Below are 19,725 nucleotides of genomic sequence, written 5' to 3'. Positions count from 1 at the left end.
AGTGGCCGCCTGTTCGATTTCGTTGTTCTGCTGAGTCAGGCCACGAGCGCTTTCGTCGGTGACGCTGTTGAGCTCTTCAGCGGCGGATGCCAGTTGCGTGGCCGAGCCGGAAATCCGTTGCAGGGTGTCGCGCAACTTGTCCTGCATCTTCGACATCGCCAGCAGCAAGCGACCGGCTTCGTCTTCACCATCGACGGTGATCGGGCGCGTCAGGTTGCCTTCGGCAATTTCCTCGGCAGCGCTCAGTGCGTTGGCGATCGGCTTGGTGATGCTGTTGGTCAGTAACCAGGCGAACAGCAAAGTCAGGCCGGTGGCGACGACCAGCAGGGTGATCACCAGGTTGAATGCCGAGGAATACTGGTCGGCTGCCTGCTGGTTGGTGTCGAGGGTCTGCTGTGTGTTGATCTCCAGCAAACGGTTGAGCACGGTGTTGACCGCTTCGGAGTTGGTCAGCAAGTCGGTGTTGAGCAACGTGCGCAGTTCATCGACCTGATTGTTGCGTGACAGGCTCTTCATGCGGTCTTCGATCTGGCGGTACTGACCCAGTAACTGCACGTATTGATCATAAGCCGCACGTTCCTGCGGGCTGCTGATCAGTTTTTCGTAGGTCGTCTGGGCGGTACGGATCTGCTGATTACGGGTTTCCAGCAGGTCCATGGTTTTCTGCTGCACGTCCGGCTCGCGGTTGACCAGCAAGCGATAAGACAGAACGCGCAGACGCAGGGTCAGCTGAGTGAATTCGTCGAGGCTTTTAATGCTCGGCACGCTGCTCAGGGTGATCTCCTCGGCGGCACCGCGAATCTTGCTCATCTGGTTCAAGGCGAACACGCCCAGGATCAGCATCAAGCTGCCAATCAGGGCAAAACCGAGGAACGCCCGTGGAGCGATATTCATATTACGAAGGGACATTGTGTTTACCGAAGTGAGCGCACCCGTGCGGCGCTGAAGCTGACGTATGAGTGACTTATCGGTCATACGACTAAAGTCTTGAGTCCCTGCGCGTTTTTGTCGCACAAGCCCCCCTGGCGACGAAGTGCAGGAACCGGATCCGCCAATCACAGTCTCTACTGCTCGCGAGAAAGGTCGCCCGCCAGGAAAATCAAGGCTTTAGGCCCCAATAACCCTGGCATCCGTGGTGACTTTTCTTTATCGTACGCGCCCTTTGAAAATGCTCGGAAAATCAAAATGTTGGAAGCATCCCTAAGCCAATTGGAACAGCTGGTAAATGATCTGGTGCAACAGAACCAGGCACTGCTGGGCACTAACCAGACCCTGAGCGCAGAACTGGCTCAGGCCAAGGATGAAAACGAAAGCCTGCAACTGAGCCTGATGGAGCAGGAAGAGAAACAAGGCGCCACCGCCGCACGCATTCAAGCCTTGGTTGAGCGCGTCAGCGCCGGTCCGGTCAGCGCATGAATCACGGCGCCGCAGGGGTAAAAGTCGTCTCGATCCTGGGGGAGGACTATTCGATCAAGGCGCCGGCCGGGGAAGAGCAAACCCTGCTGGACGCCGCGATGATGTTGAAAGCTGCTTTGGCCGACACCAAACGGAAGTACCCGACCCTGATCGGTGACCGCCTGCTGGTGCTGGCCGCGATGAATCTGTGCTCGCAGCAAATCGAAATGAAAAAGCAGCACAAGCAGGAACTCGACCGTTACCAAGAGCAAGTCAGCGCCACGGTTGAAGTGATCTCCAAGACGATCAATCAGGCCTGATCGGCTTTGCGCACAACCAAAGAATAAATTGTCGATAAGTGTTGTATACAATCGGCACGGCTGTTGCAGTGTTTCAGCCTCTTATTCTTTGGGGGTGCACCATGCAGTTCTGGCGACGCAGTATTCAATGGCAGTTGATCTTGAGCATGGGCACCGCCCTGTTGGTCAGTATCCTGATCGTAGTGGGCATTTATACCCTCGTGGTTAACCGTCTCGCCCAGAGCTATCTGGTCGAACAGGCCCTGCCGTCGAGCATCGAAGCGATGCGCAACGACATCGAGCGAATCCTCGTTCAACCCCTCACAGCCGCCAAGGACATCGCCAGCAATAGCATGGTGCGAGACTGGTTGGCCGCGGGTGAAGACAGCGGCCGGACGGCTGAATTTGCGCAATACCTGGAAGGCATCCGTGCTGAACACAAAGCCTTCACCGCGCTGATTATCGGCACCGCTTCAAATCACTATTTGACCGAAAAAGGTCTGGACCGGACCCTCAGCCGTTCCAATCCCAAAGACGCCTGGTTCTACTCCTTCCTCGACAGCAATCAGCCGCGCACCCTTAATATCGACAATGACACCGCGACCGGAGAATTGGCGCTGTTCATCGACCTTAAGGTCCAGGCTGCCGGTAAAGTCGTGGGCGTTGCCGGCCTGGGGCTGAGCATGAAAGAGCTGTCGGAGCTGATCCACAACTTCGCCTTCGGGGCGCGCGGCAAGGTCTATCTCGTGCGTTCTGACGGTTTGATCCAGGTGCATCCCGAAGCGGAATTCAGCGGAAAACGCACCTTGGCCGAGCAAATCGGTGCTCCGGCGGCGCAAGCCGTCATGGGTCAAAAAACCGCCACAAACAGCAGCTTCGTAAGAGACGGTGAAGACTTCCTCGCCTTGAGCCTGCCGCTGCGAGACCTGGGCTGGACGCTGGTGGCCGAAGTGCCACAATCGCAGATCTACGCCGAAGCCCGCCGCGCCATGTGGATGAGCAGCGGCATCGGCCTGGCCGTGGCGCTGGTTTGCCTGATGCTGGTGGTGTTGCTGGCCCGTGGTTTGGTGCGCCCGATCCGTCAGGTAACAGCGGCATTGGTAGCCATCGGTAGCGGCGGTGGAGATTTGACCCACCGGTTAGATTCCAGTCGCGCCGATGAACTGGGTGACCTGGCGCGCGGCTTCAATCGGTTCCTCGATAGCCAGCGTGAAATGATCGGCGAAGTGCTGACCACCAGCGAGCGCTTGCGCACCGCCGTCGGCCAGGTGGCGAAGGTGGTGGACAACACGGCCCAGCGTTCTGGTCGGCAGCAGGAAATGACTGACATGGTCGCCACGGCCGTTCATGAGATGGGGTTGACCGTGCAGGAAATCGCCCAGAACGCCGGCAACGCAGCGGTTGCTTCGCAAAATGCTCGCGATGAGGCGATGCAGGCGCGGGAAGTGGTCGGCGGATCGATTCGACATATAGAAAGCATGTCGGATGAAATCGGCCTTGCGGCGACGGCGGTGGGCGAGTTGGCTCATCAGGTCGCCTCTATCGATCAGGTGTTGGCGGTGATTCGCGGGATTTCCGAGCAGACCAACTTGCTGGCGCTCAACGCCGCCATCGAAGCGGCGCGAGCCGGAGACATGGGCCGTGGATTTGCGGTAGTCGCGGATGAAGTGCGCACCTTGGCGCGCCGCACGCAGTCGTCGACCGATGAGATTCAGCAGATGATCGGCAGCCTCAAGCAGGGTGCGGAGAATGCGGTGTCGTCGATGCACAGCGGACAAGCGGCGACGGGCACCGGTGTTGAATCGAGCCAGCGCACTGGCGCGTCGTTGACGGCGATTACCGGGCAGGTGGAACGGATCAGCGACATGAATCATCAGGTGGCGACGGCGACGGAAGAGCAGTCGGCGGTGACCGAGGAGATCAACCGCAACGTGCAGGGGATTTCGGATTTGGCGCGGGCTACGGCTGGAGAAGTGAGAGCATGCCGTGAGGACTGTCAGACGTTGCAGCGGTTGGCGGATGATTTGGCGCGGCAGATGAGCAGCTTCAAACTGAGCTGATGAGTTGTCTGCGCTGACGCTATCGCGAGCAGGCTCACTCCTACAGTTGATCGCATTTCAACTGTAGGAGTGAGCCTGCTCGCGATTGGCCTTCAGCAACACCAAAGAATCAGAACCACTCATCCTGCATGTTCAGACACACATCATCCCGCGCCTCAAGAATCGTCAGTTCATGGTGGCAACCCGGCACTTCCCACGTCAGGAAATACCGTGCCGCCTGCAGCTTGCCCTTATAAAAGCTCACATCCGCCGCATGACCCTTGGCCAACCCTTCCTCGGCCCGAATCGCCTGTTCCAGCCAGCGCCAGCCAATCACCGTGTGCCCGAACACTTTCAGGTACAACGCCGAGTTCGCCAGGCTGCTGTTGACCTTGCCCTGCGCCAGATCAGTCAGCAGGCCGATGGTCACCGTTTGCAGGCGCGCCACCAGTTTCTCCAGCGGTTCACGCAATGCGGTCAAGGATTCATACGCCTGCGCCCGCGCGCCTGTGTCGGCGATCAGCCGGATCAATTGCTTGAGCCCCGCACCACCGTTCTGCGCCAGTTTGCGCCCGAGCAAGTCCAGCGACTGAATGCCGTGTGTCCCTTCATGAATCGGGTTCAGACGGTTGTCGCGGTAGTACTGCTCCACCGGGTATTCGCGGGTGTAGCCGTGGCCGCCGAGAATCTGGATCGCCAGTTCGTTGGCCTTGAGGCAAAACTCCGACGGCCAGGATTTGACGATGGGCGTCAGCAAATCCAGCAACTCATGGGCTTGTTTGCGCTCGGCTTCGGTTTCAAGCGTGGTGGTGTCATCGAACAATCGCGCCGCGTACAACCCGAGGTCGAACGAACCTTCGACATAGGCTTTCTGCGTCAGCAACATGCGCTTGACGTCGGCGTGTTGGATGATCGCCACCGGCGCGGTGTTCGGGTCCTTGCTGTCCGGCACGCGACCTTGTGGACGTTCCCGGGCGTATTCCAGCGAGTACAAATACCCGGCATAACCGAGCATCACCGCGCCCATGCCGACGCCGATCCGCGCTTCGTTCATCATCTGGAACATGTAGCTCAAACCGTGATGCGGCTTGCCCACCAGGTAGCCGACACACTCGCCGTTATCGCCGAAATTCAGCGCGGTTGACGTGGTGCCGCGCCAGCCCATCTTGTGGAACAACCCGGCCAGCAACACATCGTTGCGCTTGCCGAGGCTGCCGTCCTCGTTGACCAGGAATTTGGGCACGATGAACAGCGAAATACCCTTCACCCCGGCCGGTGCGTCCGGCAGCTTGGCCAACACCATGTGCACGATATTTTCCGACAGCGGGTGATCGCCGCCGGAGATGAAAATCTTGTTGCCCTTGAGGCGATAAGTGCCGTCAGACGCAGGTTCGGCGCGCGTACGAATATCCGACAGCGACGAGCCGGCATGCGGTTCGGTCAGGGCCATGGTGCCGAAGAAACGCCCGTCGATCATCGGTTGCAGGAAGCGCTGTTTCTGCTCCTCGGTGCCGAAGCTTTCAATCAGGTTCGCTGCGCCCATGGTCAAGAACGGGTATGAAGTGGAGGCCGCGTTGGCCGATTGAAAATGCGCGAAGCACGCCTGGGACAACAGCGTCGGCAGTTGCATGCCGCCCGCGTCGAAACTGCGCGCGGCGTTGAGGAAACCGGCTTCGAGGAACGCATCCACTGCCGGCTTCACTTCCGGAATCAGAATCGCCTGACCATCCTCATAGCGCGGCTCGTTCTCGTCGCCCTTGCGGTTGTGCGGGGCGAAGAACTTTTCGGCGATGTTGCGGGCGGTACCGATGGCGGCATCGAAGGTCTCGCGATTGTGCTCGGCGAAACGCTCACGCTGGGTCAGGCCCTCGGCATCGAGGACTTCATACAGCTCGAAAGCCAGATTGCGGGAACTGAGCAACGTCTCGGACATGGCGGCCTACCTTTTTTTGGAATGGACCGAGTCTAGGCGTGGGAATAAAGGCTGAACAGGATGATTGATGAGCGTGATGGTAGAGCCGCGCAGAAACTTAGCAAACACCACAAACCCCTGTGGGAGCAGGCTTGCCCGCGATAGCGGCAGATCAGTCAACATTAATAGTGACTGACACATCGCTGTCGCGGGCAAGCCCGCTCCCACAGTGATTATTGCCAAGCCAGGCCCCGTTGCAGGTGCCCGGTTCGGGTTTAGCCGATGGTCATCAAGCTCGCATTACCACCCGCCGCAGCGGTGTTCACGCTCAACGCCCGCTCAATCACCAGACGCTCCAACGCAATGTTGGTCTCGCCTTGCGACAAACCATGAACACCGACAATGGCGCCCGCACGCTTGGCCACTTGCTGGCACACCGCACGCAATTGGTCCGAATGGCCATGATGCAGAACCGCATCAAACACCACTTCGTCTTTGTTCCAGTCGGACACCAGCTTGATGCGTGCCTGAACTTCCTTCGGCAGGCGTGCGAACAACGCCTTGCTCACGTCAGATTCCGGCCACACCGCCGAACCACCGACAGCCAACACCGCTGCCAGTTGGGTCAACAGATCGCCTTCAACCTCGGCCAGACACAGCACGTGCTCACGCGGCAGGATGGCGTAGCTGTTGCGCTCGCCGGTCGGGCCCGCCAGAACACGGGTGATCCCGCTTTGCGATTGCGCCGAGAACTGCACGCACAGGGTGCTCAGGTCGGCAAACTTGTTGCTGTCGGCCCAGGCTTTCAGGGCCGTCAGCGGCTTGCTCATGGCGTCACGCAGACGAACGTCCGGCGCGGCGATAGCGTCACCGCGAGCGAAGGATTGTTCGATCGCATCGGTAGGACGTGTCGACAGCAGGCGGTACAGGTACAGCGGACCACCCGCCTTCGGACCCGTACCCGACAAGCCTTCGCCACCGAACGGCTGCACGCCAACTACAGCGCCAACAATGTTGCGGTTCACGTAGACGTTGCCGGCGTTGACGTTGTCAATCACCTTGGCGATGGTCTCGTCGATACGGGTATGCACGCCCAGGGTCAGGCCATAACCGGAAGCATTGATCTGACCGATCAGTTGATCGATGTCTTTGCGCTTGTAGCGAACCACGTGCAGCACCGGGCCGAAGATCTCCCGTTGCAGTTCGTCGAAGCTTTCCAGTTCGATCAGGGTCGGCATCACGAAGGTGCCGCGTTTGACTTCTTCGCTGTTGGCGATAGCCACCTGGTACACGTTGCGACCTTTGTCGCGCATGGCCTGGATGTGCTTCTCGATGCCCGCCTTGGCTTCGGCGTCGATCACCGGGCCGATGTCCACGGACAGGCGCTCAGGATTGCCGAGACGGCATTCAGCCATGGCGCCCTTGAGCATTTCGATGACACGGTCAGCGGAATCTTCCTGCAAGCACAGGACGCGCAGTGCCGAGCAACGTTGGCCGGCGCTGTCGAAGGCCGACGACACGACGTCGATCACGACCTGTTCGGTCAGTGCCGAAGAGTCGACGATCATCGCGTTCTGACCACCGGTTTCGGCGATCAGCGGGATCGGACGGCCCTGGGCATCCAGGCGACCGGCGATGTTACGTTGCAGCAAACGAGCGACTTCGGTGGAGCCGGTGAACATCACGCCTTTAACGCGCTCGTCACCGACCAGCCCGGCACCCACGGTTTCGCCACGGCCCGGCAGCAGTTGCAGAACGCCTTCCGGAATCCCGGCTTCGAGCAGCAGACGCACGGCTTGAGCGGCGACCAGCGGGGTTTGTTCCGCAGGCTTGGCCAAAACCGGGTTACCGGCCGCCAGTGCTGCCGCGACTTGGCCACTGAAGATCGCCAGCGGGAAGTTCCACGGGCTGATGCACACCACCGGACCCAGTGGGCGGTGGGCGTCGTTGGTGAAATCGTTGCGCGCCTGCACTGCGTAATAACGCAGGAAGTCCACGGCTTCACGCACTTCTGCGATGGCGTTGGCGAAAGTCTTGCCGGCTTCACGAGCCAACAGGCCCATCAGCGGCTGGATCTCGCCTTCCATCAAATCGGCGGCACGTTCCAGAATCGCGGCGCGTTCGGCGGGCGGGGTGGCCTGCCAGATCGGTGCGGCGTTCAGGGCGCACTGGATCGCGTTGTCGACGTCTTCGACGGTGGCTTCCTGCACATGGCCAACCACGTCACGCAAATCGGACGGGTTCAGCACAGGCGCAGGGGGTTCAGTGCTGGAGGCGCAACCGAGCATCGGCGCGGCTTTCCAGTGGTTGTGAGCCGTGGCCAGCAGGGCGCAGGACAGCGAAGCCAAACGATGTTCGTTGGCCATGTCGATGCCGCTGGAGTTGGCGCGCTCGGCACCATAAAGATCACGCGGCAGCGGGATACGCGGGTGCGGCAGGCCGAAGCCGCCTTCCAGCGTCGCCATCTGCTCGATGCTGGCCACTGGATCGGCTACCAGCTCCTGGATCGAAATCGATTGGTCGGCGATGCGGTTGACGAACGAAGTGTTCGCGCCGTTTTCCAGCAGGCGCCGTACCAAGTAAGCCAACAGCGTTTCGTGCGTACCAACCGGAGCGTACACGCGGCACGGACGGTTCAGCTTGCCTTCGGAAACTTTGCCTACAACTTGTTCGTACAGCGGTTCACCCATGCCGTGCAGGCACTGGAACTCGTACTGACCCGGGTAATAGTTCTGACCGGCGATGTGATAAATGGCCGACAGGGTGTGGGCGTTGTGCGTGGCGAATTGCGGATAGATCACTTCCGGCACCGACAGCAACTTGCGGGCGCAGGCGATGTAGGAAACGTCGGTGTACACCTTGCGGGTGTAGACCGGATAGCCTTCCAGGCCTTCGACTTGGGCGCGCTTGATTTCGCTGTCCCAGTACGCGCCTTTCACCAGACGGATCATCAGGCGATGACGGCTGCGGCGAGCCAGGTCAATTACGTAGTCGATCACGTACGGGCAACGCTTCTGATACGCCTGGATCACGAAACCGATGCCGTTCCAGCCGGTCAGTTGCGGCTCGAAGCACAGGCGTTCGAGCAGATCCAGCGACAGCTCGAGGCGGTCGGCTTCTTCGGCGTCGATGTTCAAACCGATGTCGTACTGCTTGGCCAGCAAGGTCAGCGACAACAGGCGCGGGTACAACTCGTCCATCACACGCTCGTACTGCGCGCGGCTGTAACGCGGGTGCAGTGCCGACAGCTTGATCGAAATGCCCGGGCCTTCATAAATCCCACGACCGTGGGACGCTTTGCCGATCGAGTGAATGGCTTGTTCGTACGAGGCCAGGTACTTCTGCGCATCGTGCTCGGTGAGTGCCGCTTCACCCAGCATGTCGTAGGAATAACGGAAACCCTTGGCTTCGAACTTGCTCGCATTGGCCAAGGCTTCGGCGATGGTTTCGCCGGTGACGAACTGCTCGCCCATCAGGCGCATGGCCATGTCGACGCCCTTGCGGATCATCGGCTCGCCGCTCTTGCCGATGATGCGGCTCAGGGACGAAGTCAAACCTGCTTCGTTATGCGTGGCGACCAGTTTGCCGGTCAGCAGCAGGCCCCAAGTGGCCGCGTTGACGAACAGCGACGGGCTGTTGCCCAAGTGCGGGTGCCAGTTACCGGTGCTGATCTTGTCGCGAATCAGTGCGTCGCGGGTGCCTTTGTCCGGGATGCGCAGCAGCGCTTCGGCCAGGCACATCAGCGCTACGCCTTCCTGGGATGACAGGGAAAATTCCTGCAACAGGCCCTGAACAATCCCGGCACGGCCACCGGCACTTTTCTGATTGCGCAGCTTCTCGGCAATCGAGGAGGCCAGTTTGTTGGTGGCTTCAGCCATCGCTGCCGGCAGACGCGCCTGCTCGATCAGCATCGGCACCACTTCCGGCTCAGGGCGACGGTAAGCGGCGGTGATCGAAGCGCGCAGCACCGATTGCGGCAGGATGCTTTCGGCGAATTCGAGGAAGCACTGGTGAGCGTGATCCAGAGGCGCATCGACGGCGTCGTCGGAATCCTTGGTCAAACCGCTCAGCTCGGTCAGGGTTGCACCACCCTCGAGTTTTTCCAGGTAATTGAAAATTGCCTGCTTGATCAGCCAGTGCGGCGTGCGATCAATCGAGGTCGCGGCAGCCTTGAGGCGCTCGCGGGTCGGGTCGTCAAGTTTGACCCCAAGGGTGGTGGTAGCCATTTTTTTATCCTCATGTTTGCCACGACCGCGTGGCATCAGCTGGCGGCAAGATTAGCCGTGCAACCGTCGAGGTGCAACCGGGTGCAACCCTTTTTTTGTCGGAATAATAAGCAGCTCGTCAGGAAATAAATTCCGGTACGAACGTACCGCTTCTGCTTGGTGCTTTTACTTCTAGAAACATCGCATGACTGCGCTAAAAGGGAGCAAAAACCGCTCGGTTTCACGGAAAACAGTTTGGGTGCAACTAATTCTCACGAAATGGGTTGCACCTTATTTGGATTGTTGAATAGGATTCGCGCCCCAAGGTGCAACCGGATGAAAAATCGGTGCGCCGGCTGATGGCTTTCCTGGGGAAACATCAGTCTTAAATGCGCGGGCTTTGAAATCGTCTGAACAAACGTTGTCGTTTGTCGGCGGGTTCACACGCTGGCGCCACATAAAAACAAAGCCAGGGCATCACAGAATGAGCGTAAGCAATCCAACCCTGATCACGTTCGTGATCTACATCGCAGCAATGGTGCTGATCGGCTTGATGGCCTATCGCTCCACCAACAACCTTTCTGACTACATTTTGGGCGGTCGCAGCCTGGGCAGCGTCGTCACGGCCTTGTCCGCCGGCGCATCCGACATGAGTGGCTGGTTGTTGATGGGCCTACCGGGCGCCATCTACATGTCTGGCCTGTCCGAAAGCTGGATCGCCATTGGTCTGATCATCGGTGCTTACCTGAACTGGCTGTTCGTCGCTGGCCGTCTGCGCGTGCAGACCGAGCACAACGGCGATGCCCTGACCCTGCCGGATTACTTCGCCAGCCGTTTCGAAGACAAAAGCGGCTTGCTGCGGATCATTTCTGCGGTGGTAATCCTGGTGTTCTTCACCATTTACTGCGCTTCCGGCATCGTCGCTGGCGCCCGTCTGTTTGAAAGCACCTTCGGCATGTCCTACGAGACCGCGCTGTGGGCCGGTGCTGCGGCGACGATTGCCTACACCTTCGTCGGCGGTTTCCTCGCCGTAAGCTGGACCGATACCGTACAAGCCACACTGATGATCTTCGCGCTGTTGCTGACGCCAATCATCGTGCTGCTCGCCACCGGTGGCGTCGACACCACGTTTCTGGCCATCGAAGCGCAAGACGCCAGCAACTTCGACATGCTGAAAAACACCACCTTCATCGGCATCATTTCGCTGATGGGCTGGGGTCTGGGCTACTTCGGCCAGCCGCACATCCTCGCGCGTTTCATGGCGGCGGATTCGGTCAAGTCGATTGCCAACGCCCGTCGCATCTCCATGACCTGGATGATCCTGTGCCTGGGCGGCACCGTTGCGGTAGGTTTCTTTGGTATCGCTTACTTCTCGGCGAACCCTGATTTGGCCGGTCCGGTCACTGAAAACCACGAACGTGTGTTCATCGAACTGGCGAAAATCCTCTTCAACCCATGGGTTGCCGGTGTATTGCTGTCGGCCATCCTGGCTGCCGTGATGAGCACCCTGAGCTGCCAGTTGCTGGTGTGCTCCAGCGCCCTGACCGAAGACTTCTACAAAACCTTCCTGCGTAAATCCGCTTCCCAGGTGGAACTGGTCTGGGTCGGTCGCGCCATGGTGCTGCTGGTTGCCCTGATCGCCATCGCGTTGGCCGCCAACCCGGAAAACCGCGTACTGGGTCTGGTCAGCTACGCCTGGGCCGGTTTCGGTGCTGCGTTCGGTCCGGTTGTGCTGATCTCCGTGATCTGGAAAGACATGACCCGCAACGGCGCACTGGCCGGCATCCTGGTCGGCGCGATCACCGTGATCGTGTGGAAACACTTCGAACTGCTGGGCCTGTACGAAATCATCCCTGGTTTCATCTTCGCCAGCCTGGCGATCTACATCGTCAGCAAGCTGGGTTCGCCGACTCACGGCATGCTCCAGCGTTTTGCTGCGGCCGAGGCAGATTTCCGTCTGAACAAGTGATGGGGATGAGCTGAGGCGCTGATCTCTCGCCGAACATGAAAACGGCCCGCTTCCTGATGGAGACGGGCCGTTTTTTTTGGCCTGTATAAATCTCGAATCCCTGTACATATTCCTGTAGGAGTGAGCCTGCTCGCGATAGCCGGGTCAGTCGACATCAAGTTGAATGATTAACCGTTATCGCGAGCAGGCTCACTCCTACAGGGGATTGGTGGTGGTTTTGAGGGAGATGTCTGTAGCCAAACGCACTGATTCGTGAAGGACAAATCTCTTTAAAAGTAGGGGGAATCTGATTTCCTTGTCCCTCCCTCAACCCCCCTTGTCGCTCATGCAGAATCGCCCGCCTTCATTCTGCAGAGACACATCGGATGTTCGCGCCTGCCAATCAACCGCGTTTCACGTTGACCCTCGACGGCGTCCAGAATGAGCTCAAAGTCCTTGAGTTCACGGGCACGGAAGCCATCAGCCAACCCTACCGTTTTGACCTGGAACTGGTCAGTGAACGGCCAGACATAGAACTGGAAAGCCTGCTGCACCGTCAGGCGTTTCTGAGTTTCGATGCACAAGGTTCCGGTATCCACGGTCAGATTTTTCTCGTCGGCCAAAGCGACTCCGGCAAACGTCTGACGGGTTATCAGATCAGCCTCGTGCCGCGCCTGGCTTACCTCGGTCAGCGCATCAACCAGCGCATCTTCCAGCACAAAAGTGTGCCAACGATCATCGCCCAAGTCCTCAAGGACCATGGCATCCAGCGCGATGCGTTCGAGTTTCAGCTCGGCAGCGACTACGCACCTCGCGAGTACTGCGTGCAGTACGCCGAAAGCGATCTGGCGTTCATCCAGCGGTTGTGTGCCGAGATCGGCATTCACTACCACTTCCAACACAGCCCCGACGGGCATCTGCTGGTGTTCGGTGATGACCAGACGGTTTTTCCTCGTCTGCCCGAGTCGACGCTGTATTTGCCGGGCAGCGGAATGGCGGCGGTTGCGCCGGCCATCAAACGCTTCAACGTGCGTCTGGAAACCCGCACGACCGCGGTCGCGCGTCGCGACTACGACTTTCAAAAACCTCGCCTGCAACTCGAAACCCGTCTCGACAGCGAACAGCGCCCGGTGCTGGAGGATTACCACTTCCCCGGCCAGTTCATTGATCGCGAACATGGCAAGCAACTGACCCACCGTGCACTCGAACGCCACAATGCCGACTTTCGTCTGGCTGAAGGTAAAGGCGACGATTCGTCGCTGGTTTGCGGGCATTTCCTGCACCTCGCCGAGCATCCGCGTCAGGCATGGAACGACCTGTGGCTGATCACTCAAATCGAACATCGCGGCCGCCAGCCACAAGTGCTGGAGGAATCGGCCACCAGTGACGACCCGGACGACTTTCAGGGGTATCGCAATACGTTTCTGGCGACGCCATGGGACGTTTCGTTTCGTCCGCCACTGGGGCCGCAAAAGCCCCGCATGCTCGGCTATCAACCGGCCGTGGTCACTGGGCCGACTGACAGCGAAATCCATTGCGACGAGTTCGGTCGGGTCAAGATTCAGCTCGCCTGGGACCGCGATGGACAACTCAACGAACACTCCAGTTGCTGGCTGCGCGTGGCCACGGGTTGGGCGCATGACCGTTATGGCAGCGTGCTGATCCCGCGCGTCGGCATGGAAGTGCTGGTCGGCTTCATCGACGCTGATGCCGACAAGCCGCTGGTGATGGGTTGCCTGCCGAATGCGGCGACGCCCGTTCCGCTGGACCTGCCCGCCGACAAGACCCGCAGCATTTTCCGCAGCCAGAGCAGTCCGGGAGGCGGGGGGTACAACGAACTGCGCATCGAGGATCGCAAAGGCGCCGAGGAAATCTACCTGCGCGCCCAGCGAAACTGGACCCAGCATGTGTTGAACGATCAGCACGTGCAGGTCGATAACCAGCGCAGCATCGTCGTCACCGGCACCGCTCGCCACGAGTTGAAGGCCGACGAGCAGCGCATCACCCATGGCCAGCGCCAGGCCGAAGTGAAGCTCGACGATCACTTGGTGGTGATGGGTGATCGGCACATTCGCGTGACCAGCCAGGCGCTCAACGCCAGTCAGCAATTCCACGTCAGCGCCGGCCAGCAAGTGGTGATCGACGGTGGCGCCAGCGCGACGATTCAGGCGGGCGGGCAGTGGATCAATATCGGTCCTGGGGGGATTTTCAGCAGCGTGCCGATTCAGGTGGGCGGGGCGTTGATGCCGCCGATGGCGGCTGCGCCGACGGCGCCGAATACGCCGTTGAAACTCGCCGCTGCGCCGGCAGCGTTGTTGAGTGCTGCACAAATCATGAGCCTGAAAAGCGACGCGCCGTTTTGTGAGGAGTGTGAGCGCTGCAAGGACGGTGTCTGTGCGGCCTGATCATTTAACGCCTCGCGACTGGCTAGCCCGGCAGCCGCTGAAATCATCGGAACAGCTTTTTGCGGTTTTCAGTAATGCCAGCACGGCTGAGCCGTTTAAAGTCTGGCAGCAATCGACCACCGTTCACGCGCCGCACCCGATCTGGGCCGATACCGCCTACGCCGAGTGGGAACCGGTGATGCCTTTTGTGGGAATCATTGAGGCAGGCAGTGAGTTTCTCGAGTGGGTCGCTGCCACCGAGTCTCGCGATTGGGGTTGGTTAGCGGTTTCTTCTGCGTCTCAAGAGGGGCTGGTCGAGCATCTGCGCAGCCTTACCCAGGTACTTTTGCCCAACGGACATGCGGTGTTTTTCCGCTTCTGGGACGGGCGTTATGTGCTGCCGATTCTTCAGTCCGGCGAAGTGAATGCCACGCAGTTAATGCCGGTGATCGACCGTTGTTTGATCAATGGTCAGCCGCTGGATATCGGCGGCAGTGCGCTGAAAACCACCAGGGTTTTTCCGTGGTGGGAAGTTTCCGAGTCGCTACTCAAGTACCTCGCTGGCGAGTCCGCGACGACTCGCATCAACAACTTGCTGATGTGGTTGAGCGAGGACCGACCTGATCTTTATGAAGCGTTTTCGCCGAGCGTATTGCGGCACAAAGTCGCGCTCTTCTTGCAGACGCCGGACCTGCCTCAAGCACCGAAATCAGCCTTGGTGGATTACCTGATGACGGAGCTGGACTGATGGATCAGATCGTGCGGATCGAGCAGGAGCTCGACGGGTTTAAAGACACGCTGGTTGTGTATCGCCAGCAACTTGGCAGCTTCTTGGGGCGGAATACGGACAGGGTCAGCCGGGCGATGGATTTGCCTTCGCTGATGGACATGGAGCGACTGGTAAAACTTGGGAGCACCACGACAGCGGTGAGCGGTGGCGATGATGATTTTTTCTCGGGTGTTGCTCAGTGTCCGGCAAGTGGGATTCTGGAAATCGAGAGCAAGTTTGAATCGGTTTATGACATTCCGTTGGGGAATATTTCAGTTGATGTGATTGCCCGGGATGGCGGCGAGATCAAATCGGTCAAGCTCGATGAAAACGGTAAGGGGCAGTTCGAAGGGATACCTGGCAAGTTCTACCGTGTTCATGTTCAGAGTGAAGTTACACCGAAGCAGATCGACAAGCTTTTTGATTCTTACAAAGGCCTGACCACGGAGCTGGAAGGCTGGCTGCGCAACGAGTGGCAGGGGTTTAAACCGCAGTGGTCGCAGCAAACGATGTCGGCCTCGTTGGCCGCCGTGGGCAATGGAATGCTCGCAGGAGGTTGGGCGGCCGTTCAGGCTGTTTGGGATGGTATCGGTGAACTAACCGACATTCTGAAAGACCCTGACGCCTTTGCCGAGAAACTGGGTGAAAGCGCAGGGGAACTGGCAAGTCTCGCTGTAAGCGCCCCAGACAAAATGGAAAAAGCCCTGTTGCTGGCCAGCGACGAGGCGGCGTTGTGTTTGCTGATGCGCACCGCAATGTTATGGCTCGAAGCATTGCCGCCATCGCAATTGGCCGGGACGTCGGCTGAGGCCATTTCCAAAGGTGTGGTTGGCCTGGTCATCGACGTATTGATTGGCTTGGTGTTGAGCGTGGTCGGCGTCGGTATTGCCTGGCTGACAGTGCGACTGGCCAAGTACAGCGCGCAGATTTTTCAGGCCGTGATGGGCTTCGTGAAGTCGATGGTCACGATCATCGACAACTTTATGGAGTACGTAGACCGCTACAAAACAGTCGCCGCGCGCGGCGTTGCAGCGGGACTAAACAAGGGGCGCATGCAACTGCGCTGGGATGCCAAACGCAACACCACCCTCAAGCAAAACGAACACCACGACAACGCCCCGGATCAGGCGAAAAACCCCAACGGCGACGCTGCCGATTCCGCCAACAAAACCGCCACCAACAAGTGCCCGGTGTCGATGGTCACCGGCGAAGAACTGCTGACCCTCACCGACGGTGCGCTGGACGGCATTCTGCCGTTTGACTTCACCCGGCTCTATCGCACCAGTGCTGCCGAAATCGATTGCGGCCTCGGCTTCGGCTGGAGTCATTCGCTCTCCCATCGACTGGAGATCGACGGCGACAGCGTCATCTGGATCGACCACGAAAACCGTCGCACCCCATTCCCGCTGCCGACCGCTGAACGCCCGGCGATTCACAACAGCCTGTCGCGCGCGGCGATTTATCTCGGGGCTGAACCCGAAGAACTGATCCTCGCCCAGGCCGGTGACGAAACGCGCTTTTACCACTTTCAAAATGGTTTTTTGACCGCGATCAGCGACGGATACGACAACCGCCTGCGCATCACCCGCGACCGTCAGGACCGCATCCAGCGTCTCGACAACGGCGCCGGCCGCGCCTTGCGCTTGCGTTATGAGCGCAGCCATTTGGTCGCCGTCGACTACCAGGTATTTGTCCCGGCCGAGACCCTCGATGAGTCCTGGAAGACCGAGCAAACCCTGGTCAGTTACACCTACGACGAACGCGCACACCTGATCGAAGCCAGCAACGCCGCCGGTGAAAGCGAACGCTACGACTACGACGACCAGCACGTCATCCTCCAGCGGCAACTGGCCGGTGGGGCGAGTTTCTTCTGGGCGTGGGAAAGGTCCGGAAAAGCGGCACGCTGTGTCCGCCACTGGGCCTCATTCGCACAGATGGATGCGCGCTACGTGTGGGATGACGCCGGCAGCGTCACCGTGCACAACGTCGACGGCAGCGAAGAGGTTTACGTCCACGACGAGCGGGCGCGGCTGGTGCGCAAGGTCGAACTGGATGGCGGTGAACAGCTCAAGGCCTATGACGAAGAAGGCCGGCTGATTGCCGAGCAGGACCCGCTCGGCGCCGTCACCGAATACCGATACGACGAAGTCGGACGCCTGGTGGCGCTGATTCCACCGGAAGACGAGCCAACGGCCTACGAATACCGCAACGGTTTCCTGCACGCCCGCTATCGCGGTAAAGCCGTGTGGAAGTATCGGCGCAATGCCCAGGGTGACGTTACCGAAGCGACCGATCCCGACGGCCAGATCACCCATTACCACTACGACGAAAAAGGTCAGTTGCTGTCGATTCGCTATCCGGACACCAGTCGGCATGTGTTCGTCTGGAACGGTTTGGGGCAACTGGTCGAGGAAACGCTACCGGACGGTGGTGTACGGCGGTTTTCCTACGACTCGCTCGGCAGACAGATTACCCGTCAGGACGAGCAGGGTGCAGTCACTCAGTCGCAATGGGACGCCGTTGGCCGACTGATCCAGACGATTCTTCCTACCGGTGCCAGTCGCGCCTACAGCTACAACGCCTACGGAAAAATCACCGCCGAACGCGACGAACTCGGTCGCATCACGCGCTACGAATACCTCGACGACCTGCACCTGGTCAGCCGTCGGCTCAATGCCGACGGCTCCCAGCTGAAGTATCGCTACGACAACGCGCAGCTGTTGCTCACGGAAATCGAAAACGAATCCGGCGAAAAATATCAGCTGGACTACACCGCCGGCGGACTGATCCGACAGGAAACCGGCTTCGACGGCCAACGCACGGCGTATGCCTACGACCTCAATGGCCAGTTACTGGCGAAAACTGAGTTTGGCGCTGACGGTTCGCAGCTGATCACCGCTTACGAGCGGGATTCAGCCGGGCGACTGCTGGTCAAAACCCTGCCCGACGGGCTCAAGGTCGAATACCGCTACGACAGCTTCGGCCGGCTGATCGGCGTCGACGACGGCCACGACCATCCGCTGGAATTCGAATACGACCAACAGGACCGACTGATCACCGAGCATCAGGGCTGGGGCACGCTGCGTTATGGCTACGACGCCTGCGGCCAACTTAATCGCCTGCGCCTGCCGGACGGCAGCAAACTCGACTACCACCATGCCAAGGGCGGCGCGCTCACCGCCATCGACCTCAATGGTGCGCAGCTCACTAGCCACCAATTTACCTTCGGTCGCGAACAACAACGACAGCAAGGCCAGTTGCTCAGCGACTTTGCCTACGACGATCAGGGGCGTCTGAAAGCCCATGCTGTCAGCCAACAGCAACAACCGCTGTATCGCCGCGACTATGCCTACAGCGCCAACGGCAATCTCGACCATATCGCCGACACCCGCCACGGCCAACGCAACTACACCTACGACCCGCTCAACCGCCTGACCCGCGTGCGCCACACCCGCGACACCTCAGCGGAAAGCTTCGCCCACGACCCGGCCGGCAACCTGCTGATGCAGGACCGCCCCGGCGCCGCGAAAGTGCTGGGCAATCGCCTGCTGATGCAAGGCGACCGCCACTACGACTACGACGCCTTCGGCAACCTCATCCGCGAACGCCGCGGCACCGGGCAAAAGCTCGTCACCGACTACCGCTACGACTGCCAACACCGCTTGATCGGCGTCACCACCCCGGACGGTCGCACCGCCACTTACCGCTATGACGCCTTCGGCCGCCGCATCGCCAAAACCGTCGACGGCCACACCACCGAATTCTTCTGGCAAGGCGACAACCTCGTCGCCGAAAGCAGTCGCGAACACTACCGCAGCTACCTCTACGAACCCGGCAGCTTCCGCCCGCTAGCCATGCTCGACGGCAAAGGCCTGCGCAAAGCCTGCCCGTTCTACTACCAACTCGACCACCTCGGCACACCGCAAGAACTGACCGATTTTGGTGGCGAGATCGTCTGGTCGGCGAAGTACAACGCCTACGGCAAGGTTACGCAGCAGGCGTTCGGCGGGGGCGAGCAGCTTGAGCAGCCGCTGCGCTTTCAGGGGCAGTACTTTGATGCCGAGAGCGGTCTGCACTACAACCGGCATCGGTACTATGATCCGAAGATTGGCCGATACCTGACGCCGGACCCGATCAAGTTGGCGGGTGGGCTGAACCAGTATCAATACACGCTGAATCCGACGGGGTGGGTTGATCCGTTGGGGTTGAGCGGGAATTGTCCGCCACCGAATAAGCCTGGGTGTGGGGCGCCGGATGATACGACTGGCGCTAGGGTAGATGAAGGTGAGCCGGCGCTGCCGAAGCTGACGGGTGATCAGCGGAGGGCGCGGATTGATGAACTCACTGAGAATATTGCTTTCAAGGAACTGAAGAAAATTCAAAAAGCCCATCAACCTAAGGCTCACTTTTTGGATAAGCATGGTGCTCAGACTACTTTAGCGTCTCAATTTGAACGTGCTGACACGGCCCGAAATCCGACCACTGGGAAAATAGAAATGCGGAAGAATAGGAAAACAAAATTAGACGAACCGAGCATTCCTAGGGCCGCAACACGTTTCATTAGTCATAAAGACCAATTGAATGCGATAAATCGCGCGCAATTGATTTTCAAAAGAACTGGAAACTTAACATTGTCTAGTCGACCTGTGGAGATGCACCGGAAGGTTGGTGAAGGTTATAAAAGTGATGGGCTTGTGTATATCGAGCCTACCAAGACGGTGGTAATTATGAATGAGTTCGGGAAGCTTATAACTGCGTATGCGGAGTATTAGTT

General features: G+C 59.3%; 9 protein-coding genes and 2 pseudogenes. 8 read left to right on the top strand and 3 right to left on the bottom strand.

Annotated elements, in window-relative coordinates; genetic code table 11:
- Positions 1–186: 186 nt before the first annotated feature.
- Positions 187–843, bottom strand: a pseudogene (locus AB4N43_RS14415) (MCP four helix bundle domain-containing protein); the annotation flags it as partial.
- Positions 844–1,185: 342 nt separating this feature from the next.
- On the opposite strand from AB4N43_RS14415, the gene AB4N43_RS14410 reads away from it, so the two are divergent.
- From AB4N43_RS14410 to AB4N43_RS14395, 4 genes and pseudogenes are all read left to right on the top strand, one after another.
- On the top strand, positions 1,186–1,416 hold the full coding sequence (locus AB4N43_RS14410) for a hypothetical protein (protein WP_027922060.1): 231 nt from the start codon (positions 1,186–1,188) through the stop codon (positions 1,414–1,416).
- Entirely contained in the window at positions 1,413–1,715 is a 303-nt protein-coding gene (locus AB4N43_RS14405) for a cell division protein ZapA (RefSeq protein WP_027922059.1), read from the top strand. Before AB4N43_RS14410 ends, AB4N43_RS14405 begins: the two co-directional genes overlap by 4 nt.
- A 101-nt stretch (positions 1,716–1,816) precedes the next feature.
- Positions 1,817–2,842: pseudogene (locus AB4N43_RS14400) on the top strand (cache domain-containing protein); the annotation flags it as partial.
- A 66-nt stretch (positions 2,843–2,908) separates the two neighbouring features.
- Positions 2,909–3,754: a methyl-accepting chemotaxis protein gene (locus AB4N43_RS14395; RefSeq protein WP_371258936.1), complete on the top strand. Its 846-nt coding sequence runs from the start codon at positions 2,909–2,911 to the stop codon at positions 3,752–3,754.
- A 109-nt stretch (positions 3,755–3,863) separates the two neighbouring features.
- On the opposite strand, the gene AB4N43_RS14390 is transcribed toward AB4N43_RS14395, so the two are convergent.
- A complete protein-coding gene (locus AB4N43_RS14390; protein ID WP_027922057.1) occupies positions 3,864–5,666 on the bottom strand; it encodes an acyl-CoA dehydrogenase in 1,803 nt (600 codons plus the stop codon).
- A gap of 254 nt (positions 5,667–5,920) precedes the next feature.
- A complete protein-coding gene (gene putA / locus AB4N43_RS14385; RefSeq protein WP_194940869.1) occupies positions 5,921–9,871 on the bottom strand; it encodes a trifunctional transcriptional regulator/proline dehydrogenase/L-glutamate gamma-semialdehyde dehydrogenase in 3,951 nt (1,316 codons plus the stop codon).
- 463 nt (positions 9,872–10,334) lie between these two features.
- Here putA and putP point away from each other — a divergent pair, with 463 nt between their 5' ends.
- The 4 genes from putP to AB4N43_RS14365 all read left to right on the top strand — a co-directional run bounded on the left by putP (position 10,335) and on the right by AB4N43_RS14365 (position 19,723).
- On the top strand, positions 10,335–11,819 hold the full coding sequence (gene putP, locus AB4N43_RS14380; protein WP_027922055.1) for a sodium/proline symporter PutP: 1,485 nt from the start codon (positions 10,335–10,337) through the stop codon (positions 11,817–11,819).
- Positions 11,820–12,184: 365 nt separating this feature from the next.
- Complete coding sequence (locus tag AB4N43_RS14375; protein ID WP_460154173.1) at positions 12,185–14,203, top strand: type VI secretion system Vgr family protein; 2,019 nt, start codon at positions 12,185–12,187, stop codon at positions 14,201–14,203.
- Positions 14,193–14,930 carry a DUF4123 domain-containing protein gene (locus AB4N43_RS14370; RefSeq protein WP_460154172.1) on the top strand — a complete coding sequence of 246 codons (738 nt, stop codon included), beginning with the start codon at positions 14,193–14,195 and terminating at the stop codon, positions 14,928–14,930. The genes AB4N43_RS14375 and AB4N43_RS14370 overlap by 11 nt, the downstream gene beginning before the upstream one ends.
- Positions 14,930–19,723, top strand: coding sequence for an RHS repeat-associated core domain-containing protein (locus AB4N43_RS14365; protein WP_460154171.1), 4,794 nt, complete (start codon positions 14,930–14,932; stop codon positions 19,721–19,723). The genes AB4N43_RS14370 and AB4N43_RS14365 overlap by 1 nt, the downstream gene beginning before the upstream one ends.
- Positions 19,724–19,725 lie beyond the last annotated feature (2 nt).

The organism is Pseudomonas sp. S2_B07 (genome assembly GCF_054668435.1).
This window is presented reverse-complemented; position numbering and strand designations above follow the sequence as displayed.

What these genes read in the sequence shown, in the direction of transcription:
- AB4N43_RS14410 (WP_027922060.1), top strand. Translation starts at nt 1,186, where the DNA reads ATGTTGGAAGCATCCCTAAGCCAATTGGAACAGCTGGTAAATGATCTG.
- AB4N43_RS14405 (WP_027922059.1), top strand. Translation starts at nt 1,413, where the DNA reads ATGAATCACGGCGCCGCAGGGGTAAAAGTCGTCTCGATCCTGGGGGAG.
- AB4N43_RS14395 (WP_371258936.1), top strand. Translation starts at nt 2,909, where the DNA reads ATGATCGGCGAAGTGCTGACCACCAGCGAGCGCTTGCGCACCGCCGTC.
- AB4N43_RS14390 (WP_027922057.1), bottom strand. Translation starts at nt 5,666, where the DNA reads ATGTCCGAGACGTTGCTCAGTTCCCGCAATCTGGCTTTCGAGCTGTAT.
- putA (WP_194940869.1), bottom strand. Translation starts at nt 9,871, where the DNA reads ATGGCTACCACCACCCTTGGGGTCAAACTTGACGACCCGACCCGCGAG.
- putP (WP_027922055.1), top strand. Translation starts at nt 10,335, where the DNA reads ATGAGCGTAAGCAATCCAACCCTGATCACGTTCGTGATCTACATCGCA.
- AB4N43_RS14375 (WP_460154173.1), top strand. Translation starts at nt 12,185, where the DNA reads ATGTTCGCGCCTGCCAATCAACCGCGTTTCACGTTGACCCTCGACGGC.
- AB4N43_RS14365 (WP_460154171.1), top strand. Translation starts at nt 14,930, where the DNA reads ATGGATCAGATCGTGCGGATCGAGCAGGAGCTCGACGGGTTTAAAGAC.